This is a genomic window from Scytonema hankhaensis NUACC26 (genome assembly GCF_045865695.1).
Classification (GTDB): domain Bacteria; phylum Cyanobacteriota; class Cyanobacteriia; order Cyanobacteriales; family Nostocaceae; genus Scytonema.
The window spans coordinates 10,744-35,779 of record NZ_BAACAP010000146.1 but is presented as its reverse complement, the minus strand read 5'-3'; the positions used below and the strand labels follow the sequence as shown (position 1 = coordinate 35,779).

Sequence of the window (25,036 nt, the reverse complement as noted above, 5' to 3'; positions counted from 1 at the left end):
CCCTTCAAAACGCTCGATTTAATGCCTATATGCATAGTTTACAGTGACCAGTAATCAGTGACCAGTGACCAGTAATCCGTGACCAGTGACCAGTGACCAGTAATCAGTAATCAGTGACCAGTAATCAGTGACCACTAACAACTAACAACTAACAACTAACAAATGACACAACTTCCTACTTCTTGGCAAACTGTACTTGCTGAGGAATTTGATAAACCTTACTTTCAAAAACTTCAAGACTTTCTTAAAGAGGAAAGACAATCTTACTCTATTTATCCTCCTGAAGAAGATGTCTTTTCAGCTTTTGAACTCACACCATACGAAAAGGTGAATGTCCTTTTGCTCGGACAAGACCCCTATCACGATGACAATCAAGCACACGGATTGTGCTTTTCTGTAAGACCGGGGATTAAACCTCCACCATCGTTAGTTAATATTTATAAGGAACTCAAAGATGATGTTGGTTTTAATATTCCAAATAATGGCTATCTTGTCACATGGGCTAAGCAAGGGATTTTGATGTTAAATGCAGTATTAACTGTACGCGCACACACTCCAAATTCTCACAAAAATAAAGGTTGGGAAACTTTTACAGATGCTGTTATTACCAAGGTGAATCAAAAGACAGACCCCGTAGTTTTTGTACTCTGGGGTGGTTACGCACAAAAGAAACTGAAGTTAATAGATACCAATCGCCATATTGTTGTACAATCTGCACATCCTTCGCCTCTATCTGCGCGTAACGGATTTTTTGGTAGTAAAGCCTTCTCAGCTATAAATTCAGCATTACGCTCTTTTGGTAAGCCTAAAGTTAATTGGCAAATTCCCGAGCTCTAGATGCGAATTAAAACCCAAAGCTCATAATGAAACCAACAGTGGTACAAGCAATGGAGTTATATAAGATGAGTCAGAACCTGACTTCATTGTATTTGTCTATTAACTTAGTCACAATAGATGAAAGGACTTCAAACCTTTATATTTTGGCTGGCGAAGAGCTAGAAATTCTGATTAGTCCTCAAGGAGAGGTGACAATACTGCGATCAAACCAGATTATCAAGCAATGACACAGCAGGAGTTACGACAATACATTCTCGAGCATCGTGATGATGGGGATTGTACTCCTTCAAGTGATATTGATGTTGTTTGCTTTGTAGAAGGTGCTACACCAATTCAGGATGCGCGTGAGTTTGAAGGACTTTATCTTGATGCATGGGTGTATGGTTCCGATGCAATGTCAGCCTCTAGTGATGAGTTATTACGGGTTGCAGATGGCTACTGTCTCTACGATTGTGAAGGGCATGGAGAAGCTTTTTTGAAACAGTTACAGCAGCGTATTGAGCAAGGTCCAAAGCCACTTTCTTCTTCTGAAAAACAGCACACAAAGCAGTGGATTGGCAAAATGCTGGAGCGAGCGAAGAGTTCAGATATTGAGTCTTTATATCGGCGCTATTGGCTTGCTATTGATTTATTACAAATATACTTCGAGTTACGCGGACGATGGTATTTAGGACCAAAGAAAAGCTTGATATGGCTAAGAGAACATGACTCTATTGGTTATCATCTTTTTTCACAGGTTTACGAGCGCGGTATTAGATTTGACGATCTTGGTAAGTTGTCTGAATACGTTACAAATATTTAGAAAATAATTGTTGTTAACTCAACAAACAATGACCGTCCAGAGCGGAGGGATTATAATGACGTTGATTGCTGTTGATACGATTTCTCTCTGATAACGGGTAGTAGATGGGTAAAAAAATGACATACTATGACTCCATAGCTCAGCAGTATAAAAAATCCAAACAGCTGCCGTTTCGTCTACATATTGAGGCGTATACATACTTTCATCTGCTCGGTAATCTGGTCGGAAAATCACTTCTCGATCTGGCTTGTGGAGAAGGATTTTACACCAGACAATTCAAACTCCAAGGTGCAGCACGGGTGATAGGGGTCGAAATCTCCGAAAAAATGATTGAATTGGCAAGACAGGAAGAAGCTAGAGAACCACAAGACATAGAATATATCCTTGGTGATGTACTTGAACTCGATAAAATTGGCAGCTTCGATCTAGTGGTGGCTTCTTTTTTACTTAATTATGCCCAAACAAGAGAACAACTACTCAAAATGTGTCAGAGCATATTTGTCAACCTAAGACCGGGCGGTCGTTTCGTCACCATCAATAATAATGACTCCCAACCCCCCCAGTCCTATCTGACTACTGAAAAGTATGGATTTATCAAAAGCATAGACTCACCACTCATCGAAGGCACGCCCATACAATATATATGGACAGTCCCTGGTAGTGACCAAAAATTCAGATTTAATAACTATTACCTCAGCACCGCCACTTACGAATGGGCATTTCAGAGTGTCGGCTTCAAAGAAGTTCGCTGGCAAAAACCAATAGTCTCTCCTCAGGGAGTGGAAGAGTTTGGTCAAGAGTTTTGGCAGGATTTCCTTAACTGTGTGCCTATAGTTGGTATTGAGTGTCTAAAATAGGGGATGCTCTTGAAGGTAGCGAGCGCTCTAAAACTTAGTGTAGAAAGGCGCGATCGCGTGACAATGCAAGAAGATCGGAAGGTTCGACAAAAATCATAGCGTGGGGTTTAGCAGCCCCACCTTTACCACGAGCACCGGACCATGAATAGGTATCGGGTCGATTAAAATTAACACCAACTTCACCCGTTAATTCGTCTTTGAAATTTGAATCTAGCGAAGCATCTCCAGTTTTTAACTGAAAGTTAGCGAGGTAGACTTTTAAATCACCGCTCGATCCACTTCCGGGAAGACCAAAATTGTTGAGATCTACAAAATAGTTACTAAAGGCAAATACGGTTCCTTTTTTATCCAGTTGAAGCGTGTGCGGACCACCGTGCGTCTCAAAATTGAGTGGTGAGTCTACATTAATCTGAGCAACTTCGATAGGACAATCTGGTGCGCCGTTATTGCGTCCCACAAATTCAGTGGTAAATCCCGTTCCTGGATCGTTGTTAACAGAGGGCGGACCACATTGGATCGAGTCAGATCTATTGTTAATCAGTGGGCGTAAATCTAAAACAACTACCCGTCGAGAATGCTCTGTGGAATAATCGCGGTTATATTCGGGGTCTCCAGGAGATTCAATCCCTGCTATCGGCATCAACAAAAAATTATCATCATTGGTAATTCTAAATATAGATACCCCCGTGCAAGGACCTGCATCATAGACTTCCGTAAACGTGGGGTTAGCATCTGTAATATCTGGGGAATAGTACAAGACCCCACCGCACATACTTGCCGTAAAAGCCCCCCGATGTTGTGGCTGATGTAATAGTTCAAAGGACATCAGACCCTCTGGTTCCTCGTGAATGCGATTTTCTTCTTTACGAGGTCCATCAGGAACTTGAATAATCTTTTGCGGTCCTGCGGCCAAGTTCGATAATTCCCATACCCGTACTGTGGTTCCCAAATCTTGTACGTTATTTGCTGGAATAGCAGTATTAACACTCGCTAAGCTAATAGGATCGGCATAGTCTGATGTCACCAGCACATTCAAATCTGGACGAATGTCGAGTCCATGGGGGTGCGCTAATAAACCAGTATCTGTTACACCTTTGATGCTAGGAACATACCGCGTTGGTCCTAACGACTCAGCAGCATCATACTCTGCTACAACTCCTCCATTTGGGGAAAATTCCACGAGTCCACCAGGAGTGGTGAGATCTTTAGCGCCCATGTACGTAGCAATGAGGTTGCCGTTGGGAAGCTGCATCAGATCGTCTGTTCCCGCAAATTTTTTAACGTCGCGAGAAGTGACAACCATTGTTGCCGGAGGAATGTTCAAGGGGTCGGTGACATCAAATTTGAAAATGTTTGCACTAATTAGTCCGCCAACAAACAGGTATTGATGTTTCGTAACTGGATCTCTCCAAAGTTTATGCGTTATGTGGTGGGCTTCATTGAGTTTACATGACGGCGTTCCAGGTGCTAGACCGAGTTCATCGACTAAATTAGCTCCTGGAATACAGGGAGGAACTGCTGTATTGACCACTTTGCCGTAGGTAGGCGATTTTGGATCTGCGTTGATGACTGCCAAGAAGTCGGGGTCTTGTTTTCCATCGTCCGTACCTTTGTCACTCGACCAGACTAACAAGTATTTGCTTGAAATCTCAGTAGGTCTTGTATTGATTTTAAAAGCGCGAACACTCGATACCGTAACTAATGTACCAAGCAGTCCCAATAAGAATACCAAGACGAATACGAGGAAAGTTCGTTTAAATTGCATACGTTTCTAGAAAACTTTTTAGGTAAATTTAATTCAGGTAACCGGAATGGATAGCCTTTGCGATTACCCTTAAGGTCATTGCGCTTATGCGATCGCGCCAGCCGAAAATCCAGAACTATTTAAGGAAGAAGATATATTCTTTTGTCCTCTTCAACACGTTTTTTCTTTAGTGAATCCAGAAGAACAATTACTACTTAAATCTTCTTTATATCAATAGGAATCAAAGCAAATAAAATACCCCGTAAACGCACTTTCATAATTGGTACTACATCTAAAACAGTCAAACTCTATGCAAAATAAAGGTTTTGGTAATAGCGAGCGTAAAGCTTCTAAGAAATGTGGGTAAATGAGTATTGCTTTAAATAATGTATATGTAACACAGTAGAACAGTTGAATGTTGATACCAAACTTTACATAACTAGTCAAAGTAATTTTAAAAAGTCTAAGTCTTGTAGAGCACCTATAGAAGTCTTTTAAAGCATCATTAAATTTTAGAGTGAAAGTTTTCTTATTTCTAAAAATTTTCTTATTCTTAAAATTCCCAATTAAAAATAATTTCATCACACCAAAGAATTTGCCTTTTCCTTCTGGAACTGTAATTATTTTTTTTAATGAATATCTGATTGGGATCAAATATTGAGTGAATTATTCATAGTTTGGAGAGATGTTTGTTGACTATAGAAGGCTCACATAAGTAAATAATTGGGTATAACTTACAGATGATAAAATCTTCATATCGATGTTTACTTTGACAAGCTTTTTAGGCTAAGCTTTTCGATTGGGAGATTGTGGTGCAAGATCTAAGTTAAGAGAGTTTGCTCGAGACTAAATTTTGAATTGTTAAATGCCTTCTGATACTTGGACTCCACTTCATGCAAAAATACACCGTACTATCCGATCGCGCCGTCTATTCGCTCGCAATCATCGACTGTTAGTAGCTGTATCGGGCGGGCAAGATTCTCTGTGTTTGATAAAGCTATTGTTGGATTTACAACCAAAATGGGGATGGCATTTAGCGCTCGCTCATTGCGATCATCGTTGGCGTACTGATTCTCAAGCCAATGCAATTCATGTCGAAAACCAAGCCTTAACTTGGGGAATTCCATTTTATCTACAAACCGCCGATTCGCCTCCAAATAGTGAAGCTGCTGCTCGTGATTGGCGGTATCAAGTTTTGAGCGATATTGCTTGCGAACATAAATTCGATTGTATCGTGACAGGTCATACAGCTAGCGATCGCGCTGAAACTCTCCTTTATAATTTAATTCGTGGGACTGGTGCAGATGGGTTGCAAGCATTAACTTGGCAACGCTTGCTTTTCGAGAAGATTTTGCTTGTACGTCCGCTTCTAGAGGTAACTCGCACCCAAACAGGACAATTTTGTCGAGATTTTCAGCTTTCTATTTGGGAGGATTCTACTAACTTTGAATTGAAGTATGCTCGCAATCGTATTCGCCAAGAATTGTTACCCTATTTACAAGAAAATTTTAATCCTCAAGTTGAATCAGCTTTAGCTCAAACTGCTGAAATCTTGCAAGCAGAAGTCGATTATTTAGAACAAGCTGCTTGTCATTTGCGAAAAGAGGCAATGTTTGAAACAGAGGGGGAAAAAGAAACAATTTCTGCTTCTTCGTTCCCTCTCAAATTAAATCGTCGTGTCTTGCAAAAAGCTCCACTTGCATTGCAGAGGCGGGTGATGCGTCAAGTTTTATTAGAAGTCCTTCCTATTGCTCCAACTTTTGAACAAATTGAAAAACTCACAGCCTTGATTGCAGCACCCAACCGTTCGCAAACAGATCCATTTCCTGGTGGTGCGATCGCTCGAGTTCAAGATGATTGGATTTTACTCAAGTGATAGCTCGCAAAAAATGATTGATTTTGGCTTTAGTGTAGTGTTAAACCTGTAATATAGAAATATGTACATACAATAGGAAGTGTTATGAATACTCAATTAGTTGAATCTTTAGTAAAAATCATTCAAGCTCTCACTCCGGAAGAACAGTCCTTACTAAATGAGAAGTTGCAACATCAACAACTTTGGCAAAAGGAACAACAACTCGAGCAAATAAAAAATAAAATTTCTGAACGACGGAAGGGTAAACCTTTTTCTCCTACTCTAGAAGAGTATATTCACATTACTAGAGAGGAACGAAATATGGAGCAAGATGAATTACTCAAGGCTTGTTTTAGAGGAGAAAGTTAATTGATGACAAAGATGATTTGTGTTGATGCCAGTTTTATTGTGCGTTTTTTGTCTGATATTAATCCAAATTCATCCTATCAACAAAAATGGCATCAATTGCAAACAGAAGGATGTATACTTGTTGCACCTACGTTGGTCTTTTATGAGACTTGTAATGCGTTTCATCGAGCTGCGATCGCTGGACAAATTACCCAAGAGGCGAACTGCTTGATATTCGCTTTTTCTTAACAAAGACGATATGTGTATAGAGTTACCATGATTAAAAAAACTAACGAAGTAGGTTTTAAATGTAAAGCCAATCTTGATGACTATGTTTACCAGTGTTTGCAGCATTTACTTAAAAAACTTTCAGCAATTAAACCAGATTGTTATATTTTTATCATAAGACATCAGAACCAAGAAGTTTTGGGACAGTATCTAGTTCAAATTCAGATTGTATAAGATGTGAAATCTTATGAAGTTTTTCAGGTAAAGAAAACTTCATAAGAGCATTTAATTCAGTCTTTCTGATTCCTCCTGTCCCAGGTTCCGGATGCCCTATTTTATCTAGAATCCTAGAAAGTTTTATTGAAGGACAAGAATGAACATTAAAAGTGGCTCTATCTTGATTTGCAAAACGTATGTACCAATCATAATCTGCTAAAGTATTTAGTTTAATATCTTGGTTACCACTTAAGAATTCAGTTACCTCAATATTAGGTAAAAATAATTCTCTTAGTTCATGCATTCCATCATTCCAAATCACTTCTTTTTCTAAAAAAACAACTTCAGAATCTACTTGTTTTCGGAATTTATCAACCTTGCTGAGGCTGCGGTTTAATAGAACATATTGATAAAGGATTTCTGGCATTTCTACACCTAGAGTGTATAAACTACGCCCATCACAAAATGCACAAGCCTCTTCCCGAATTTGATTGATTAGTTGAGTAATATCTTTGGCTGCAAAACTGATATAATTATCTCCCTTAGCTTCAAAGGCATCAGCTTTTGCTCTCACACTAAAAGAAAGAGCGACTAGGAGTGGTAATCTTTCTGGTTTTCCACTATCAATACGATTTAACTGAGTTCGCAGCCAAGCTTCTAAGTCTTCAGATCTTTCAATTAACTGGTCTGCTTCTAACAATTCAGGCAGTATATAACTAAATCTTTCATATGTTTTAAGTAATTTGAAGGTTCGCGTTTCAAACTCCTCTCGACGCCTGCGAGCTTCTACATCTTTAACTTCTTCGATGATACTTTGAAATCCTGTACGCATTTCTTCACGAAGAATATTCATTTGTTGAGCTAGGTTATACTGAGTGCATAACAATAGCTCCAAAGTTCGATGTTGAGCATTCAAAGCATTTTGAATACTGTGAAAACATAGCTGAATTTGTTGATTGTTATGTTCTAACTTATCCGATAAAACTTGAACTTGTTCGTTATTTCGATCTAGATTTTCCGAAGTTACCGTTAGTTGTTCGTAGTTTCGGTCTAATTTCTTTTTAATCTTATAAAGTTGAGCACCATTATAGATTCCTATACCAAGATTGAGTATACTTATTCCAAGATTAGCAATATTAAACATATTAAAATTAGCTGGTTGAACAGATTGAATTGTTTCTCCACTCTCACAATGACGAGTACACCAAGTACCTGCTTTGCCCACAAAGACCTCATAAGAAGATGCATCTCCTCCCTTAAACGGATATGGTTCTGGTTTTTGTGTGAAAGGATTAACCATATTTCTTTGTCAAAGTACACTAAAACTTAATATTCCCAAAATTCTTCTTGGTGTATCACTTCTAACTATATTTTTTCCAACGCATACTCTGCGCCAAATCATTATAGTTCTTTGCTTCCAAGAGCAAAGTTAACCTTTTCTTCAATTAAGTGCAGTCAAAAACCTTCATATACAATCAATGAACTAGTTGCCATTTTCAGCGATACTCAAGTTCTAGATGATTGTCTTGGCAAAAGCAAAAAGAGCGATAAGCCGGGTATGGCTTGCGCCAAAGGCAATAAGCTGGGTACAGCTTACGCTTTGCGATCTCATTTGTCTGACTTGCAATGGTCAAGAATTTAAGAATATATTTGCCACCTAACAAAATTTCTGTAAAGTTGGGAACCCTAATAGGAGAGTTGTATTTTCCACTAGAATTATAACTGTTAATAGTATTTTTGTACTATATTAAAAGATAAATAAATTTGTGAGTTGGAGATTGATTGGTCGCCAGCCGACTATCTCATATTAAGGGAATATCTAATGCAGTCATTTAATCCAAACGATGCGTCTGAGTTGCAATTATTTTTGGAAAACCCTGATTTTGTGTTGGCTCAGTCTATAGCAATTCAGTTAAAAATCGCAAATAATCCTGAAACTCCACGCGATTTGCTAGCAGTCTTGGTTCGCAGTAACCTTCCAGAGGTTGCAGAAGCAGCAAGATTGCACGTTAACTGGTCGGGAGAATTAACTGGGAATTGGCAGACAGCTATAGATATAGTGTTTCAAACAGCACAACTGGGTCAAAACGATAGGCTAGCGGTAGAACTTTTGAAGATTGCTCCAGTTCCTCCAGCCTTTTTGAGTGAGTGGGTTCCAGCCAAGGCGTTAATTCAGGGACTGAGCAATTCTTATTCTTCAGCAGCCACACACGCCAGAGGCTATTCTGACAGCTTTGAGTCAGTGGGATACTGATGCTATTCGGGCTGATTTACTGACAAACAACAAGCCGTTTGAGGTTTCAAAAACAATAGAAGATCGGATAAATGACGAACTAAACTATCTTACGCGCAAACCACCGCGATAAATCAGTTCGCTACCGTGTTGCACAACATCCCAATACACCTGTTAGTGCTTTGGAACAATTGGCAAATGATGATTATGTACCGACGGTTAGAGCGGTTGCTGACAACCCAAATACGCCACCCCATATTCTAGAACAACTTGCCCTAAATCCAGATTTGACGATTCAACTGAGCGTAGTTCGCCATTCCAATACCCCAGCTTCCGTATTAGCGCAAATCGTCCAAAGCAGTCAAACCACGCGCAACGCTCCCCATCGTACCGTGGATATGCTCAAAACTGCTTTTCCGGGAGATAAATATGACCTACTGCAAGCAATAGCGAGTAAACCACAAACGCCTGTGGAAGCTCTGGAGATTTTGGCACGCCGAGAATTTGTTAGCCCACCACCCAATCCAAACTCAATTCTGCCTCCTAGAACATCTGATGATGTCCTGCAAGCGCTTGCCTGCAATCCCAGCCTTACCCCTCGTCTATTAAACATTCTCACCCAAGATCCCTGTGTGAATGTGAGGTTGGCGCTCATTCGTCATCCCAATTTAACGCCCGAACTCTGGCAACGTCTTGTAGAAGACAGGGATATTTCAGTTCGTAGTGCGATCGCTGCTTCTCATAACACCCCAAACCCGATTTTAGAATTTCTGGCATCTGACGAAGAATTGGAGGTGAGGCAAAAAGTAGCTGCCAATCCAAATACACCAATTGAAGTTCTGAATCGGCTTGCTAAGGATACGGAAATGGTTGTGCGATGTGCGATCGCTGTTAATTCTTCGACAACAGATGTCATCCTTGAAAGTCTTGCTCTGGATGAGAAAATAGAAGTCCGCCGTGCGGTAGCACAAAATCCCAATACCCCCATCTCCATCCGTGACAGCCTGCAAACTCCGACAATTCCATCCACAACGCACCAAGTTAGTCCTACCTTGCGTGGATTGCCTCGTTTGTATGATTCCAAAACTGATGACCTAACTGAAATTCTCACAGAGTCTGCCCAGTCTGACAATGCTTTTGTCCGGTTCGTGACGCTTTTGCACCCACTCACCTCCCCAGAGGTGTTGCAACAGGCTGCACAGTCTCTCTTCTGGATAGAACGCTATGCCGTTGCTGATAATCCTGCAACTCCTCTGTCAATTCGGCAGCAGTTAGTTCGAGACAGCAATCAAATTGTTCGTGCCGTTGCTATTACAAATTGCTCTATGTAATTACTTCTATACCTTCTATGAAACCAGAAACCGAACAACTTTTAGGCACTCTTGAAGTTCTTAGCCAATATGGTGGTTGCCAACCTCTTTTTTGGGAAACGGCAACGCAAGGTGAATTTTCGCTTTGGAGCCTACTTATCTCTCAGGGCTTCGTCCGCCAAACTGATGTAGAACTTGCCTTTGAACGCTGGCAAAACATCGAACATTGGGGAACGCCAACCAACCAGGCGCTTAATGACTACGAGTATGCTCCGCCGCGCTCCGAACGCGATAATGATGACTGGAATGAAGCGATCGCAATTCAACGTCAGGAAATTTATTATCATATTCAAGAGTTGCTCAGCACTCATTTGCAACATCAACAAGCGTACAAATTGTCTGTTTCCCAAGCTCTCCAGTCCAAATTTGAGTGGCACCATCCAGCTTTCTTTGTCTCGATCGTAGTTGGAGAAATGGAAAATGGGCATTGGTTATGTCTTGTACCCACTGTTCCAGACCAAGTAGGTTTTCGTCCCTGTAAACCCAACCAAGCAACTACTCTAGCGATTTTGGTTGATACATTGCAGGTAAATGGCGAACTAATTGCCGATTGTCCACTTACCAACCAGCTATGTTCTCTACTTGACCAACTTAGACCCATCGAAATCTATGGCTATTATTACGGTGGATATAACTACAGTTACGACCACCGCATTGTCGGCGCAGTAACTCCAACTCAAAGCAGTGCGATTGAACTTGCGTTGCAAGCGGCTGAAATGCTGGTTGTACGGAAGCCTAGTATTGAATTTTTGGATGCTTCTAGCAGTCGAGAAATTACTCAATTTATGAATCAATGCCTGCGCGATCGCACTCTCTACAGCCTTAGTTTTTGGGACATTAGCTACACTTATGAATTTGGACAAACTCCAGTAGGTGATTGGATTGGAGTACGTTCGAGTGGCGAATTTGAATATAATCCGTAGTCAATAAAAATTAACGAATTATTAAGCATAATTATTTCATCTTTTATCCTTCATATTTTATGCCTTCTAGTGTTTAATGCATCTAGGTAATTGTTTTGCTCAACGAAATCTTTTACAGTGCAATTAACCATGCACAAAGCGAAGCAACTTGGTCAGACTATGTATAGTATGACACTAATGTTTTCTCCAAACGTATCCACATTTACGCAAAGGTTTGCGACCATGAGATCCCATTTGCTGACTGCTGTTACCCTTACCTATCGGTAAAACTAGAATTGCCTCAATGTCAAAGCCTAATTGTTCTGCAATTGCAGAAAGAATTATATCAACAGAAATTTCAAAGTCTTTCTTAACCTATCCAAATTAATGATATGAGCTACTAAATCCTTTATGATAAAATACTTTCAAGGGTTTGACGCATCTGGTTAATAGCTTGACTTTGATAATCTCCTGTTTCTTGTACTATAGCCACAGATTCGGCTATACCTTCTAACTTGTGCCGCAACCCATCAACAGAGTCTTGAATGGGTTGTAAAGTGTCTTCATACAACCTCAATTGAGTTTCAGATTCTGCCATTGCAGTTTGCGCGGATAGCAAGTTCTCCTCTAGAGTCTGGATCTCTTGGTGCTTTGTTTGGATCTGTTGAGTTTGTTGCTCAACAACGCTTTGCACTTGCTCTATATTGGTACGCATCTGTTCAATTTCACTTTCAAGGCTTTGCAGTTCTTGTCCCTGTTGCTGACGTTGCTTGTCAATAAATGCAAGAATTTGTTTGAAATTTGTGCTTTTATCCTCTAGTTCGGGACTGGGTGTTTTTCCTTGTTTTTTGCACAGCATGAGTTGATGTTGCCTGCAAATCTCTATCCGTTCCTGCAAACTACGCCGCTGTCCTACCAAAGTTTGGTTCAACATTTGATAAGAGTCTTTCTCATCTACAAGTTCGGACTCTAACTTGGAACGTTCTCCTCCCGATACTTGGTTTATCTTATTTTGCAGTTCTTCTATAATTTTTTGTCTTTCTATTAATTCTTGTTCTTGTTCGTTAACAAAATTAGAGTCTATATTTAACTTCTGCTGTAAATCCCGCACAGTGTCTTGCAGTTGTTCTACAGACATTTTCTCTAAAGCTGTTATGTCAACTTTGGGGGTAGAAATGACATCATTGGATAGGGAAGCCAGAAAGTTAATTTGTTTGTATAACTGTTCCTGATACTGCAACTGCTCTTTTAAAGAATTAGCATACTCCTGCTTGTTAGCAAGAGTGACTGTCTTAACTTTTAACTCTGCTGTTTGCTCGTTTAAAGACTGTTGCGCTTGTTGCCACTCGGTTTTTTTCTCTGATAAAGTTTGTGAAAGGCGACTGGCTTCTCCTTGTTGTTGCTCGACAACAGCTTTTTGCTGTTCGAGTTGTTCCCAGTGTGGGTTTAGCACGACTTGCTGCTTTTCTACAATTTCAAAAGCAAAATTGAGGTTTTCGCGTACTGTTTCTGTAGATGTAACGTTTGTGGAGAGGTAATTCAGCAATTCATTCAAAGTTTTGCTTTGTTCTTCATCCAATACAGCCCCTTGCTGACATTCTGCTTTAAATTCCTCCAAACGGCGTTGTTCGCCTCGTAAGTGTTCCCAAGCCCCCTCTAATTCTTGACGGTTACGTTCCGTCTCTGTTCGCAATCTTTCTACTTCCTCTCGCGCCGCTTCTACTTCCTTGAGTTGCGTTTCACAGCGTTGAACATCTTCCTCTATATGTTGCAGTTCTTCTAAACGCGCTTCTAACTCCATTTCGCGGCGATTGAATTCTTGCGCTTGAAATGTCAGCGATTGCTTCCACTGATCGATTTCTTCTTCCTTGACTTTGAATTTCTCTACTTGTCGGGAAAAGTTCTGCAAGATATTGATTAACGGACGCCCTGCTTCTTGAACTCTCTGGACTTGGCGATTGGGTGTAAGTTCGACTAGGATTAAGACTCCATCATTTAATTTGCTTGCTTCTTCACCTGCGATGGTTTCTTCTGAAACCGTCGTCCAACTTTGGTCGTTTCGCTGGCATGCCAATAATTTCAGTTCGGTTTTGCCACCGCCACTGAGTAAACCGCCTTTTTGTTTTTGTACTTCTGCTAAATATAGCACACTATTATTCCTCTGGTGTACTTAATGTCCGAGTTTTGAGTTATATCTTACATAATGATTTTTGTCTGTCTTATTTATGAGATTTCCAAGAAATAAATTCTCCATCCATATTGTGGAACCTTGTGGAACCTTGTGGAACCTTGTGGAACGGGCGTCCTCGCCCGTTCTGTATTGGTGCAGGCGAGGACGCCCCGCAGTCGCCTAAACGGGGGGAACCCCCGCACGGCGCTGCTCTCCGCACCACAAGAAATTTTGGGAGATTTTTTATTTGGAAATCCTATCCCAAATATAGGAAAATTAAGACAGACTATATTTTCGCGAATCCGTAAAATTTACGTCTTGTTAATAGTCTTGATAATTGCGATCGCCATCGAGATCCTGTCCCGATCGCTCTTATTTTGTACTGTCAGTAGTGACAATGGCTACCGTGTAATTACTAGCATTGTCAAAGTATATTAAAAGAACTTAAGATAAGCTATGTTAAAGAACCCAAGCGCTCGTCATTTGTCTTTAGTCTCTTGGACTTTGCCTACTTTTGACTAAAGGCTACTGATGAATCTCAGAACCTTTTAGATAGCGTTAAATTACCTATTATCCTCCCTATTAAAAGTTATATATTATCTCAACAAGAACCGCCATAATATGCTGTGCGTCACAAACACCAAAAATAAGGAGTTCCCATAGGCTCAATGCAGGGAAATTTAAAAGAAATTGATACTCGAAGTATTTTGCAATTGATAGAGATGGGTCAACGAACAGGAGTATTGTTTGTTGAAATTGACAGATCTGACAATGGCAAAAAATTTCATGCGGGTCATGCTCTAGGTTCCAATGCGTCTAGTACTAGCTGTCCTCAGTCTTGGTTTCTTTTTTTCCTTAACGGTCAAATAACTTATGCAAGCAATGACGGTCATCTGTCAGCTTTAAGCGATTACCTGCGACATTACCGCATCAACGTACATCTTGAGGACAGACAAATTGCTCCTCTAGAATCCTCTAAAATACCAGAGTACGACTACATTTGGGTACTCTTACAACAAAATATTATCAATCCCTTACAAGCTCGCACTATTATTCAAAACTTAATTTCCGAAACTCTTTTTGACCTCCTCAGCTTACACGACGGTCATTTTATCTTCAAATCATATTCAACGCTAACACCTCTGTTAAGTGCTTGGGAAATTACACCGCTGGTGGCTAAAATAACCGTGCAGTTACAAGAGTGGAAGCAATTATATCCTTTTATTCAGTCTCCTGACCGATTTCCAGTCCTCGCTGACATGATTCAGTTGCAATCTTCTCTACCCCGCAATACATTAAAAAAGTTACAACTATGGGCAGACGGCAAAACATCTTTACGTCAACTATCCCGTTATCTTAACCGCAGTATTTTAACTGTTGCCAAGGCAATGTACCCTTACGTACAACAGGGGTGGGTGAAATTTGTAAGTTCTGTAACTAATAATGACATTGTTGAAGCACAAAATTCAAAGCAGGAATTGGAGGTGAACTGTAAGTCGCGTGTCGTCTGTATTGACGGGGAAAGGGAAATCGCCGAAGGTATAGAGTCTACTTTAAGGCAACAGGGCTATGAAGCGATCGCGCTAAGCGATCCTGTCGCTGCCCTCAGTCAAGTCTTTCAGCTAAAACCCAATCTAGTTATCTGTAATAGTACCATGTTGCCATTGGACGGGTACGAGATTTGTAAAATGCTCAGAAACTCCAAGACCTTTCAATTTTTACCAATCGTTCTGCTTGTCGATGCCCGAGAGCATCACTCAGCTATGAAAGCCAAAATAATGGGGGCGACCGATTGTTTAACGACGCCTTTTGGGAATACTGAGTTATTAAAGCTTGTAGAAAGATATATGAACTACAGTGTTATTGGAGATAGCGATCGAGGTACAACTCTTGTTGATCCGATTCAATATGGAGTAAAAAATAATATTACAGAATCAGCAAGCCCTTAATAAAACCTTATTATCTAGCTAATTCGATTCACGAATAGAATTATTTTATACAGTAAATGCTTACACTTAAGCGGGGTATGTTCCGAAGAGGAACGTCTAATTCAGGAGGTATATAGGCGTTTTATGAGTACAGTTCTGATTGTGGAAGACAGCGTTGCACAAAGGGAGATGATCACAGATCTCCTGAAAGCAAGTGGCTTAAAAGTCACCCACGCTAGTGATGGAGTTGAAGCACTAGAAGCGATTCAAAGTACTTGCCCCGATCTGGTGGTATTAGATATTGTTATGCCTCGGATGAACGGCTACGAAGTTTGTCGTCGCTTGAAGTCCGATCCAAAAACCCAAAACGTTCCAGTTGTTATGTGTTCTTCTAAAGGAGAAGAATTTGACCGCTACTGGGGGATGAAGCAAGGGGCTGACGCTTATATAGCCAAGCCTTTTCAGCCAACTGAGTTGGTGGGAACAGTCAAACAACTTTTGCGAGGATAAGGATGAAGGGAAAATGGTTAGCAAACCGGACTTTTTAGGAGGAAGCGGACAAGATCACTTCCGCCCTGAATTACAAGTTGAAAGCCCTGAAGGAGAACTGTATTTAAGATTTTACATTCCCTCGCATCAGGAGTTTGCACTACTAGCGACAGGAATTCGAGAAGTTATTGAACTTAGCCCTGACAGAATTACTCCAATTCCTAATGCTTCTCCATTGCTTTTGGGTACTCTAAATTTACGGGGTCGAGTCATTTGGGTGGCAGATTTGGGTCAATTCCTAGGAGAAGTAACGGCATTGAATACAGATCGAGCTGAAATTCCGGTAATTGCTATTGAAGAGCAAGACACTATTGTCGGCTTGGCAGTAGAAGAAATTGGTGGAATGGACTGGCTTGATGTTCAGCATTTAATGGCACCATCTGGTGTCCCAGACACTATGACTCCTTTCTTGAGAGGCGAGTGGATGTTAGATGCTACAAAAAATCAGTGTCTGAGACTGCTCGATCAGACGGCAATTTTGCGAAGCGCCCGGTGGGCAGGATGAACTTTGGGAGGTAGGAAACAATATGGCAACCGATATAGAAGATTACGAGCAGTTATATCAACAGGCTTATCTAGCTTACATAGATACTAACTACGAACAAGCCGCCACTCTAATCGACCAGGTGGTACAACATTTACCAGATGACCCTAATATTCGTTTATTACGGGGTCACATCTATTATGTTTTGCAACAGTATGATGTTGCTAAAAAAGAATATGAGTATGTATTGGAATTAACAAACGATCCAAACATTACGAGTTACGCTCATAGTGGATTGGAGGCTATTGAACAATATCAACAAGCTTTTGACGAAAAACCCGATTTATCAGAAAAAGATACAAACAAGCCTAGCAGTTTTTCATCTCAGTCAAAACCGCAAATTGTTGAAGAAGAATTAGAAGAATTAGAAGAAATCCAAGATTTTGATAGCAATAGCTTCGATTTGAAATCTTTTGATGTCGATCGCATAGAAATTCCAGATGAAATGGAAGAGCTACCCGTTAGCAGCCCCTTCGACATCCCCTTAGATGACAATGCTAAGTATAGTTCGTCTTCTAGTTTTCAAGATAGCGCAGACAGTAATCCTTTTGCTGCTAAATCGGATTCTTTTAAGCAGAAAAATTCTAACAGTCAAGAGGAAGAATTAGACCTACCTCCTTTCTTACAGGACGAACTTTCAGACTTGAATTTTTCAGAGGAACAAGATAACAATCCACAGCCATTTAGTACAATTTCTATTGAACCATCATCGAAAAAACAACAAGATTCAAGCGATTCTCCATTTGTACAATTAGAAATGCCATCCCTAGGAGGATTGGGAGAACGAGATTTCTTCAGTAGCAGTCAGTCTGAAGAAGACAATAAAGATATAAACATGAGAATAAATATTACTGATGACGAAACTTTACTGACAGATGATATAGATTTAGTTACCGATTCAGCAAGTAATTACAACAGTCAGGAAAAGTTTTCTCATTCACAAAATAATACATTAGAAAATCGTACACCACCTTTCTCAAGTGAAAGCGATCGCGTCGTGGGTTCCAAATCCGAGCCTACTTCCCAAGACAGAGTTTCTACAAGCACTTCTAAATCTATTCCTTTGCCTCAAATCGATTCATCTTCATCATTTAGCAATTCCTACAACAACCTTGGGAAAGAAGAAAAACAGCAGAAACCAAACACCACATCCCAACCAAATACCTTTGATGAAGACGATAGTTTTGACTTTGAAGCTTTTGAATCCGCTTTTGGTTCTGATGCATTCTCTGAAGATGAAGAAAGCAGCAGTCACCCTGTAGGAGGACATACGGCTTCTAAAGGCAGCAATATCGAGTTTCTGGATGACTTTGATGATTTTGACGATTTAGGAAATATTCCAGGGTTTGATATTACTGATAATGACGTGCCAATGCGTTCTGCCTCAGTAGAAAATAATGGTAGAGCACGCAATTCTATATTAGATACAGGCAGCCACGATCGCAACATACCACGCGATCGCGATTCCGAATTATTTAGCATGACAGGTTCCCAAGAAGGAGTGCCTGTTTTTACCCAGGGAGATGTGTCCAAGGTAGAAGCCCAAGTCTCAGTAGAGCAAGGTGTCCTTGCACCATTAGAAAATGCTCCTCTGCAAACCAAACAGTGGATTACTGCAGGAACTGTTGGTTGCGTCTCGGCATTGGTTGTTGCGGCTGTTAGTTTTACTGCTGCCAACTTTACACCAAGCACCCAAAGGGAAGCAGTGCGGAACACGGGTTGGGTAATGGCACTAGCAGCAGGGATAGCGGGTTTTGCAAGTGCGAGTTTTATGGGAAATCTGGCTTTCAAGCAAATTCGTCGCACAACTAAAGATTTGCAAACGCAATTTGATGCTGTCAGTAAAGGCAACTTGAATGTTCAAGCCACCGTATACTCTGAAGACGAATTAGGACAATTAGCTGCTAGCTTTAACGAAATGGCTCGTGTCATTTTTACAACAACTCATGAAGCTACACGTAAAGCGCAAGAACAGGAAGAAGCCAAAGAGAACTTGCAACGCCAAGTGATTCGCTTACTTGATGACGTGGAAGGTGCGGCTAGAGGTGACTTGACAGTACAAGCTGAAGTGACAGCCGACGTACTTGGAGCCGTTGCTGATGCTTTCAACCTCACGATTCAAAACCTGAGAGATATCGTACAACAGGTAAAAGTTGCTGCAAGGGAAGTGACTAGAGGTGCTACCAATTCTGAAACATTTGCTAGAGCCTTATCAAGTGATGCTTTGCGACAAGCAGAAGAACTTGCAGTTACCTTGAATTCCGTTCAAGTCATGACAGATTCCATCCACAGGGTAGCAGAAGCAGCACGAGAAGCAGAAATTGTTGCTCGCGATGCTAGCCAAATTGCTCTCAAAGGTGGAGATGCGGTGGAAAATACGGTGGCAGGTATTCTAGAAATTCGAGAAACTGTAGCAGAAACCACTCGCAAAGTCAAGCGGTTAGCAGAATCCTCTCAAGAAATCTCTAAGATTGTGGCGTTAATTTCTCAGATTGCTTCCCGAACCAACTTGCTCGCTCTTAATGCCAGTATTGAGGCAGCACGGGCTGGAGAAGCAGGACGAGGCTTTGCCATTGTAGCGGATGAAGTCCGACAGCTTGCAGATAGATCGGCAAAATCCTTGAAAGAAATTGAAGAGATTGTGCGACAAATCCAGAGCGAAACAGGCTCGGTAATGACTGCAATGGAAGAAGGTACGCAACAAGTTATCAAAGGTACGCAATTGGCAGAAGAAGCCAAGCGATCGCTTGAAAACATCATTCAAGTGGCAAAGCGCATTGATAGCTTAGTACGTGGGATCACTGCTGATACAGTCGAGCAGACAGAAACCTCCCGTGCTGTCGCTCAAGTTATGCAATCAGTGGAACTAACCGCGCAAGAAACTTCTCAAGAAGCACAAAGAGTTTCCGGCGCTTTACAAAACTTAGTAGGCGTGTCTCGTGACTTGATAGCTTCAGTCGAACGCTTCCGAGTCGAAACCAGTGAAAACACTAGATAATTTGTCCTTTGTGATTTGTCGTTTGTCCTTTGTGATTTGTCGTTTGTCCTTTGTGATTTACTAATAACCAATGACCAATGACCAATAACCAATGACCAATGACCAATAACCAATGACTAATAACCAATGACCAATGACTAATGACTAAAAGATTATGCTGCCAGAACAACAACAGCGCATTTTGGGTTACTTCATAGAAGAAGCCAAAGATCACTTGAATACGATCGAGCAGGGCTTGCTGAATCTTCAGAGTACCCTTGGCGATCCGGAAATGGTTAATGAAGTCTTCCGGGCGGCTCACTCTATTAAGGGTGGTGCGGCAATGCTTGGTCTGAGTAGCATTCAGCACACTGCTCATCGTTTGGAAGATTGTTTCAAAATATTAAAAGAGCATCCTATTAAGGTTGACCAAAAGTTAGAATCTTTATTTCTTGGCGTGTTGGATACCTTAAAAGCTCTCTTGGAGAACTTGCAAGGACCTTTCGGTCTGACTGAAGAAACAGTCAATAATTTAATGTCCGAAACCGAACCTGTTTTTAAGTGGTTGCACGAGCACTTAGAATTACTTGTAGCACAAGGAACCACGGAAGGAGCAAATGGCACAACTGTAGCTACCTCATCTTCACCACAACCAATGTTTAGTGAGACGGAACGGCGACAACAGGTGCAAACTGAGGTACTTCAGGTTTTACGAGATATGTTGCAAATGTTTAAGCAACCTGCAACATCTGAAACTCGTCAGAATCTGGAGGAATGCTGTCATAAATTAGCTCGACTTGGTGAGACATCAAATTGGTCAAGTTGGTGTAATTTGTGCAAATATTGCGGTAATGCGATCGCTAATCCTGAGAATACATATCTTACCTTAGCTAAAATTGTTATTACAGATATTAAACAAGCTTTAGAATTAGTCCTGACTGGTAGAGAAGCTGAAATTGCAGTGAGTCAGCAACTGCAAGCCCTGATCTGCATTGAGGCTGAAATAGAATTATTAGAACTTCCCCTAGATTCGATGGATGAATCGGCTAATACGCCAATAGAATCGTCCAAAGTTCCACCAACAAATATTACGATAAGTCCTTTCGACGAGCGTACAGATGCAGATGAAGGAGTAGCACAATTTATTGAAGATGAGTCGGAGCTTGAAGGAGTTGAACTCCAAGATAGAATTACTAGTCTTTCTGATTTAACATATCAATTTCAAACTCAATTTGATACCATACCCGTTATACAAAGTAGTATAGATGGTCACGGTCCCGAAGTAGGAGTTGCAGAGTTAAATACCCTTGCTGATTTATTTGAAGGAGAGAGTTCCGATCTTGATGAGACATGGGACAAGGAAGAAGTTGTAGATATTTCTCAATCCAGTCAACCCGGACTTGAAATTAGCACAAATAATATTGAAGATACCGATAGCGAATTTGAAGATTTATTCTTCCAAGAAGAAGTTAACAAACAGCTGGAATCGACAAAGACGAGAGAAGAATTAAGTTTTGGTGAATTATTTGGTGATTTGATAGAAGAAGAAAATTCGGAAATACAAGACCGAGCTAGAGCTATTCCAAGTGTAGACATTCATGTTGATGCTACCCAAACACCAAATCATCTTACAATTCTACAACCCGAAAGTGATGAAGAAATAGAAGATGAGATCGGCGATTTATTAGAATTGAGATTTGATGATACTGGTAATACCGAAACATTAACCATAGTAGAAAATCTAGCAAGCGATGCTGAGTCAGTAGAAAATTTTGAACTAGCTTCTACCCAAGAACCAAGCTTTGACGATTTATTCATAGAAAACACAAATTTATCTCCTATAGAAGAAATTACGCCAAAAGCTTCGAGGGAAGAATCTAAAACGATTCAAGAAAATAAGGAGATCCCCTCTACCAATGGATTATTTGATGAACTTGAAGAAGTAGATATTGACGATAATTTATTAGAAAGACTACCTGAAATAGAAGAGACGCAACTCTTCTGGGATGATGAGGTAGAAGCAAATAAAGCAGATCTTGATTCCTTTGGTGAAGAAGATGCAGCCCAGCAGTTAGAAGAAATGCTATTTGCAGCAGTTGCAGAAGATATTTTTGAAGAGGAGCCTTCTTTAGAGTTAGAATCAGATGGCTTAGATTTGGAAGATTTGGATGTTAGCTTTCAGACACAAGAGCAAGATTTTGATTTCTTATTGCCACAAAACGGTAGCCATCTGCATTCGGGAGAGAAATCCTCAGCACCACCTCCTGAAGCGCTCGAATTTACTCCTGAATTTACTCATTCTTCACAAGAAAAGATACAAACAAACTTTGCTGAATCCGATCTCGAAGGTGTTGAAGAGGAAGAAAACACCTCTTTACCTTTCATACTAGAAGATTCACAAACAATTGATTTAACTGATGTTACTGTTGAGAGCGCAGAGAATTCTTTTGATTTGTCACAGGAATCTACTAACGATGATTTGTTGTCTGTAGATACTGCTTATGAAATAAGTTCTACAGAAATTTCTGAGTTGCTAGAAATAGATGAATTGATAAATATTCAATCGGAAACAATCGTTCAAGAAGAGGTCACTGATTTTGATTTTATCGATTCTCTAGATTCAGATAATAACATATCAGAAGATTTAGGATTAGTTTCTCTAGAGTCGGAGAATATATCAACCAACGAGCTAGGATTAGATTTCATCACAGAAGAATTTGAAGCGGTAGACGAATTAGAAGTAAGCGATCGCTTGCAAATTATTGACGAAAATTCCGAGCCAATAGAACAAGAATTTGAAGAAGTTTTTGAAAATACTCTTCAACTAGAAGAAGTAGAATCCAGTTTTGAAGAACCAGATATTTTTGCAAATTTTTTATCAGATGCTGAATTGGAAGAAGAAAGTTTCTTAGATATTCAAGATGACGATTTATCTAACTTATCGGCTCTGTTTGAGAATTCAGAACAGATGAGTCATGGTGCTTCTGTTCCAGTAACCAATGATGCGTCAGAGCAACCATTAAAGGAACCCTTAACACAGAAAGCAGAAACCTCAGAAATTCAAGGAACTGATTTTGCCGACTTGTTCTCGAATTTAGAGTTCGAGGAAGAAACTTTTATTCCACAAACCTCTGTACCAGAAACGCCGATTGAACAAGACACGGAAATTTTAGATACGCAAGCTGCACATTTAGCAGAGTTGTTAGCAGGGCTTGACCTTGATGATACATCTTTCATCATGGGTTCTACTTCTTCACAAGAAACAGAGTTAAATCCTCCAAAAGAGGAAGTTGCTCAACCAATCGAGCCATCATTGGATGATGAGTTTGCGGATTTACATAAGTTGTTGGAGGAAGAATTAGTCTCTAGTTTTGATTCTCCACAGAAATTAGAGGTAGAACAAGTTCCTCAGAAACAAGTTTCAGAAGTCAAGCCAGTTACACCAGTTGCTACCAAAGGAGATCTTGACATTCAGTTTCAGGAATTAGAAGAGATGGTGAAGGGAGATTTTCCTCCTCGCCCCTCTGTTGGTCGCACCCCTCGTTTTGAGCAACTCATGAAGGTTCCTGTGAAGCATTTGGATGACATGAGTAATCTAGTTGGGGAATTAGTAGTTAATCGTAACACGCTAGAACAAGACCACGAACGCACGCGGCAATCTTTGGATAATTTACTCCATCAAGTGCAGCAATTAAGCGATGTTGGCGCGAGAATGCAGGAATTATACGAGCGTTCTCTTTTGGAAGCTTCTCTGCTTGCTAGTCGCAAACACAACGGTTCTGCCATCTTGCAGCAACAAACAGATAGAGGTTTCACTGAACTGGAAATGGATCGATTCACTCCTTTCCACTCCTTGTCACAAGAAATGATAGAGTTAATTGTACGGGTACGCGAAGCAGCAAGTGACATCGACTTTGTGACAGAAGAAACAGAACGAGTTGCACGACAGTTCCGTCAGGTTACTAACCAACTTCAAGAGGGGATTACGCGAGCAAGAATGGAACCTTTCTCTGAGGTGAACATTGCTTTAGAGCGAGGAGTCCGCGAAAATGCTATTAAGTTGGGCAAACAAGCACAACTGAAAATTGAAGGAAAAGAAACTTTAATTGATAAGATGATTTTGGGGCATCTTCAAAGCCCTCTGAATCATTTGCTGAATAATGCGATCGCTCACGGTATTGAACGACCAGAAGTGCGCCAAGCCAATGGTAAACCCCCTACAGGAACTATTACTGTCCGCGCCTTCCACCAAGGAAACCAAACTGTTATCTCTGTCAGCGATGACGGTGCGGGAATCAACACAGAAGGAGTTAAAGCAAAGGCGATTGAGAAGGGCTTGATTACTGCAGAACAAGCAAAAACCCTGTCTCGCCTTGATATTTACGATTTACTTTTCCTACAAGGTTTCAGTACTGCTGAAAATATTGACGATATCAAGGGTCGGGGCGTTGGTATGGATGTCGTCCGTACCCGAATCAGTGAAATCCGAGGAACTATCAGTATTGATTCTACCATAGGAAAAGGAACGACATTTACTATTCGTCTACCTCTAACCCTGAGTATTTGTAAGGCTCTATGCTGTGTTTCCGACAAAGCACGGATTGCTTTCCCAATGGATGGGGTGGAAGATACTCTCGACATACCTGCAAAAAATATTCAGCAGGGTAATGATGGTCAAAAGTACATCATGTGGCGCGATACAATGCTGCCATTCCGACCTCTTAAGGAGATTTTAACCTTTAATCGTCTGCTCAGTCGCGGTAATGTTTACGGTGGAAACCGCGATGATGATACAATTTCTGTAATAGTCGTGCGCTCGGCAAGTACTCTTGTTGCTCTGCAAGTTGACTTAGTTCTGAACGAGCAGGAAATAGTTATCAAGCAATTTGAGGGACCTGCACCCAAACCCATTGGCGTTGCGGGTGCGACTGTGTTGGGAGATGGTCGAATTATGCCCATTGCTGACGTTTTGGAAATCATTGATATCTTCCAAGGAAGAACTTCCAAACAACGCGGACTCGGCTTTAGAGAACAGAAAACACCGACACTCACAGTTGAGACACCTGCTGTTAAGATCGATCCAACTGTTCTGATTGTTGATGACTCTATTACAGTAAGGGAACTACTATCGCTGACATTTAATAAAGCAGGTTATCGAGTAGAACAAGCACGTGATGGTCAAGAAGCATGGGATAAATTGCGCTCGGGTTTACCTTGCGACATCGTATTTTGCGATATTGAAATGCCCCGTTGCGATGGGTTAGAATTACTTTCTCGCATTCAGAAAGACCCCAGCCTCAGTAACTTGCCAATTGCGATGTTGACTTCACGAGGTGCAGATAAGCACAGACAAATGGCTATACAATTGGGTGCTAGCGGTTACTTCACCAAACCCTATCTTGAAGAAGCCTTGCTTGAAGCAGCTTCGCGGATGTTAAAAGGCGAAAATTTGGTTAACGGAGGCTGACCAGTGACC

General features: G+C 40.7%; 20 protein-coding genes. 17 read left to right on the top strand and 3 right to left on the bottom strand.

The window, feature by feature from the left end:
• Positions 1–162: 162 nt before the first annotated feature.
• The 4 genes from ung (at position 163) to ACKTT2_RS10075 (ending at position 2,496) form a co-directional block, all read left to right on the top strand.
• Positions 163–837 carry a uracil-DNA glycosylase gene (ung, locus tag ACKTT2_RS10090; RefSeq protein WP_407886267.1) on the top strand — a complete coding sequence of 225 codons (675 nt, stop codon included), beginning with the start codon at positions 163–165 and terminating at the stop codon, positions 835–837.
• A 26-nt stretch (positions 838–863) separates the two neighbouring features.
• Complete coding sequence (locus ACKTT2_RS10085) at positions 864–1,064, top strand: DUF6888 family protein (protein WP_407886265.1); 201 nt, start codon at positions 864–866, stop codon at positions 1,062–1,064.
• Positions 1,061–1,639: a DUF6887 family protein gene (locus ACKTT2_RS10080; RefSeq protein ID WP_407886263.1), complete on the top strand. Its 579-nt coding sequence runs from the start codon at positions 1,061–1,063 to the stop codon at positions 1,637–1,639. The genes ACKTT2_RS10085 and ACKTT2_RS10080 overlap by 4 nt, the downstream gene beginning before the upstream one ends.
• Positions 1,640–1,755: 116 nt before the next feature.
• Positions 1,756–2,496: a class I SAM-dependent methyltransferase gene (locus ACKTT2_RS10075; RefSeq protein WP_407886261.1), complete on the top strand. Its 741-nt coding sequence runs from the start codon at positions 1,756–1,758 to the stop codon at positions 2,494–2,496.
• 34 nt (positions 2,497–2,530) lie between these two features.
• On the opposite strand, the gene ACKTT2_RS10070 is transcribed toward ACKTT2_RS10075, so the two are convergent.
• Positions 2,531–4,261, bottom strand: coding sequence for a selenium-binding protein SBP56-related protein (locus tag ACKTT2_RS10070; RefSeq protein WP_407886259.1), 1,731 nt, complete (start codon positions 4,259–4,261; stop codon positions 2,531–2,533).
• Positions 4,262–5,105: 844 nt separating this feature from the next.
• Here ACKTT2_RS10070 and tilS point away from each other — a divergent pair.
• The 3 genes from tilS (at position 5,106) to ACKTT2_RS10055 (ending at position 6,692) form a co-directional block, all read left to right on the top strand.
• Complete coding sequence (tilS, locus tag ACKTT2_RS10065; protein WP_407886257.1) at positions 5,106–6,116, top strand: tRNA lysidine(34) synthetase TilS; 1,011 nt, start codon at positions 5,106–5,108, stop codon at positions 6,114–6,116.
• An 84-nt stretch (positions 6,117–6,200) separates the two neighbouring features.
• The gene (locus ACKTT2_RS10060) at positions 6,201–6,464 is read left to right on the top strand and encodes a hypothetical protein (RefSeq protein WP_407886254.1); all 264 of its coding nucleotides are present in this window, start codon (positions 6,201–6,203) and stop codon (positions 6,462–6,464) included.
• A gap of 3 nt (positions 6,465–6,467) precedes the next feature.
• On the top strand, positions 6,468–6,692 hold the full coding sequence (locus tag ACKTT2_RS10055; protein ID WP_407886251.1) for a hypothetical protein: 225 nt from the start codon (positions 6,468–6,470) through the stop codon (positions 6,690–6,692).
• Positions 6,693–6,843: 151 nt separating this feature from the next.
• On the opposite strand, the gene ACKTT2_RS10050 is transcribed toward ACKTT2_RS10055, so the two are convergent.
• Positions 6,844–8,187 (bottom strand): hypothetical protein, encoded by a 1,344-nt coding sequence (locus ACKTT2_RS10050; RefSeq protein ID WP_407886249.1) that lies wholly within the window; start codon positions 8,185–8,187, stop codon positions 6,844–6,846.
• Between the two features lie 111 nt (positions 8,188–8,298).
• Here ACKTT2_RS10050 and ACKTT2_RS10045 point away from each other — a divergent pair, with 111 nt between their 5' ends.
• The 4 genes from ACKTT2_RS10045 to ACKTT2_RS10030 all read left to right on the top strand — a co-directional run bounded on the left by ACKTT2_RS10045 (position 8,299) and on the right by ACKTT2_RS10030 (position 11,413).
• Positions 8,299–8,529 carry a hypothetical protein gene (locus ACKTT2_RS10045; protein ID WP_407886247.1) on the top strand — a complete coding sequence of 77 codons (231 nt, stop codon included), beginning with the start codon at positions 8,299–8,301 and terminating at the stop codon, positions 8,527–8,529.
• Between the two features lie 180 nt (positions 8,530–8,709).
• The gene (locus ACKTT2_RS10040; RefSeq protein WP_407886245.1) at positions 8,710–9,141 is read left to right on the top strand and encodes a hypothetical protein; all 432 of its coding nucleotides are present in this window, start codon (positions 8,710–8,712) and stop codon (positions 9,139–9,141) included.
• Positions 9,142–9,311: 170 nt separating this feature from the next.
• A complete protein-coding gene (locus tag ACKTT2_RS10035) occupies positions 9,312–10,451 on the top strand; it encodes a hypothetical protein (RefSeq protein ID WP_407886243.1) in 1,140 nt (379 codons plus the stop codon).
• A 17-nt stretch (positions 10,452–10,468) separates the two neighbouring features.
• On the top strand, positions 10,469–11,413 hold the full coding sequence (locus tag ACKTT2_RS10030; protein ID WP_407886241.1) for a hypothetical protein: 945 nt from the start codon (positions 10,469–10,471) through the stop codon (positions 11,411–11,413).
• A 388-nt stretch (positions 11,414–11,801) separates the two neighbouring features.
• Here ACKTT2_RS10030 and hmpF read toward each other — a convergent pair whose 3' ends face one another.
• Positions 11,802–13,541 (bottom strand): pilus motility taxis protein HmpF, encoded by a 1,740-nt coding sequence (hmpF, locus tag ACKTT2_RS10025; RefSeq protein WP_407886239.1) that lies wholly within the window; start codon positions 13,539–13,541, stop codon positions 11,802–11,804.
• A gap of 120 nt (positions 13,542–13,661) precedes the next feature.
• Between hmpF and ACKTT2_RS10020 the strand changes: the two genes are divergently transcribed.
• From ACKTT2_RS10020 to ACKTT2_RS09995, 6 genes are all read left to right on the top strand, one after another.
• A complete protein-coding gene (locus ACKTT2_RS10020) occupies positions 13,662–14,000 on the top strand; it encodes a hypothetical protein (RefSeq protein WP_407886237.1) in 339 nt (112 codons plus the stop codon).
• A 230-nt stretch (positions 14,001–14,230) separates the two neighbouring features.
• Positions 14,231–15,511, top strand: a complete 1,281-nt coding sequence (locus ACKTT2_RS10015) for a response regulator (RefSeq protein ID WP_407886235.1) — start codon at positions 14,231–14,233, stop codon at positions 15,509–15,511.
• 123 nt (positions 15,512–15,634) lie between these two features.
• The gene (locus tag ACKTT2_RS10010) at positions 15,635–16,000 is read left to right on the top strand and encodes a response regulator transcription factor (RefSeq protein ID WP_407886232.1); all 366 of its coding nucleotides are present in this window, start codon (positions 15,635–15,637) and stop codon (positions 15,998–16,000) included.
• Between the two features lie 13 nt (positions 16,001–16,013).
• On the top strand, positions 16,014–16,544 hold the full coding sequence (locus ACKTT2_RS10005) for a chemotaxis protein CheW (protein WP_407886230.1): 531 nt from the start codon (positions 16,014–16,016) through the stop codon (positions 16,542–16,544).
• A gap of 22 nt (positions 16,545–16,566) precedes the next feature.
• Positions 16,567–19,581, top strand: coding sequence for a methyl-accepting chemotaxis protein (locus ACKTT2_RS10000; RefSeq protein WP_407886228.1), 3,015 nt, complete (start codon positions 16,567–16,569; stop codon positions 19,579–19,581).
• Positions 19,582–19,735: 154 nt separating this feature from the next.
• Positions 19,736–25,027, top strand: a complete 5,292-nt coding sequence (locus tag ACKTT2_RS09995) for a hybrid sensor histidine kinase/response regulator (RefSeq protein ID WP_407886226.1) — start codon at positions 19,736–19,738, stop codon at positions 25,025–25,027.
• Positions 25,028–25,036 lie beyond the last annotated feature (9 nt).

What these genes read in the sequence shown, in the direction of transcription:
- ACKTT2_RS10030 (WP_407886241.1), top strand. Translation starts at nt 10,469, where the DNA reads ATGAAACCAGAAACCGAACAACTTTTAGGCACTCTTGAAGTTCTTAGC.
- ACKTT2_RS10015 (WP_407886235.1), top strand. Translation starts at nt 14,231, where the DNA reads ATGCAGGGAAATTTAAAAGAAATTGATACTCGAAGTATTTTGCAATTG.
- ACKTT2_RS10050 (WP_407886249.1), bottom strand. Translation starts at nt 8,187, where the DNA reads ATGGTTAATCCTTTCACACAAAAACCAGAACCATATCCGTTTAAGGGA.
- ACKTT2_RS10040 (WP_407886245.1), top strand. Translation starts at nt 8,710, where the DNA reads ATGCAGTCATTTAATCCAAACGATGCGTCTGAGTTGCAATTATTTTTG.
- ACKTT2_RS10055 (WP_407886251.1), top strand. Translation starts at nt 6,468, where the DNA reads ATGACAAAGATGATTTGTGTTGATGCCAGTTTTATTGTGCGTTTTTTG.
- ACKTT2_RS10010 (WP_407886232.1), top strand. Translation starts at nt 15,635, where the DNA reads ATGAGTACAGTTCTGATTGTGGAAGACAGCGTTGCACAAAGGGAGATG.
- ACKTT2_RS09995 (WP_407886226.1), top strand. Translation starts at nt 19,736, where the DNA reads ATGCTGCCAGAACAACAACAGCGCATTTTGGGTTACTTCATAGAAGAA.
- ACKTT2_RS10085 (WP_407886265.1), top strand. Translation starts at nt 864, where the DNA reads ATGAAACCAACAGTGGTACAAGCAATGGAGTTATATAAGATGAGTCAG.
- ACKTT2_RS10000 (WP_407886228.1), top strand. Translation starts at nt 16,567, where the DNA reads ATGGCAACCGATATAGAAGATTACGAGCAGTTATATCAACAGGCTTAT.
- ung (WP_407886267.1), top strand. Translation starts at nt 163, where the DNA reads ATGACACAACTTCCTACTTCTTGGCAAACTGTACTTGCTGAGGAATTT.
- ACKTT2_RS10075 (WP_407886261.1), top strand. Translation starts at nt 1,756, where the DNA reads ATGACATACTATGACTCCATAGCTCAGCAGTATAAAAAATCCAAACAG.
- ACKTT2_RS10070 (WP_407886259.1), bottom strand. Translation starts at nt 4,261, where the DNA reads ATGCAATTTAAACGAACTTTCCTCGTATTCGTCTTGGTATTCTTATTG.
- ACKTT2_RS10080 (WP_407886263.1), top strand. Translation starts at nt 1,061, where the DNA reads ATGACACAGCAGGAGTTACGACAATACATTCTCGAGCATCGTGATGAT.
- tilS (WP_407886257.1), top strand. Translation starts at nt 5,106, where the DNA reads ATGCCTTCTGATACTTGGACTCCACTTCATGCAAAAATACACCGTACT.
- ACKTT2_RS10005 (WP_407886230.1), top strand. Translation starts at nt 16,014, where the DNA reads ATGGTTAGCAAACCGGACTTTTTAGGAGGAAGCGGACAAGATCACTTC.
- ACKTT2_RS10060 (WP_407886254.1), top strand. Translation starts at nt 6,201, where the DNA reads ATGAATACTCAATTAGTTGAATCTTTAGTAAAAATCATTCAAGCTCTC.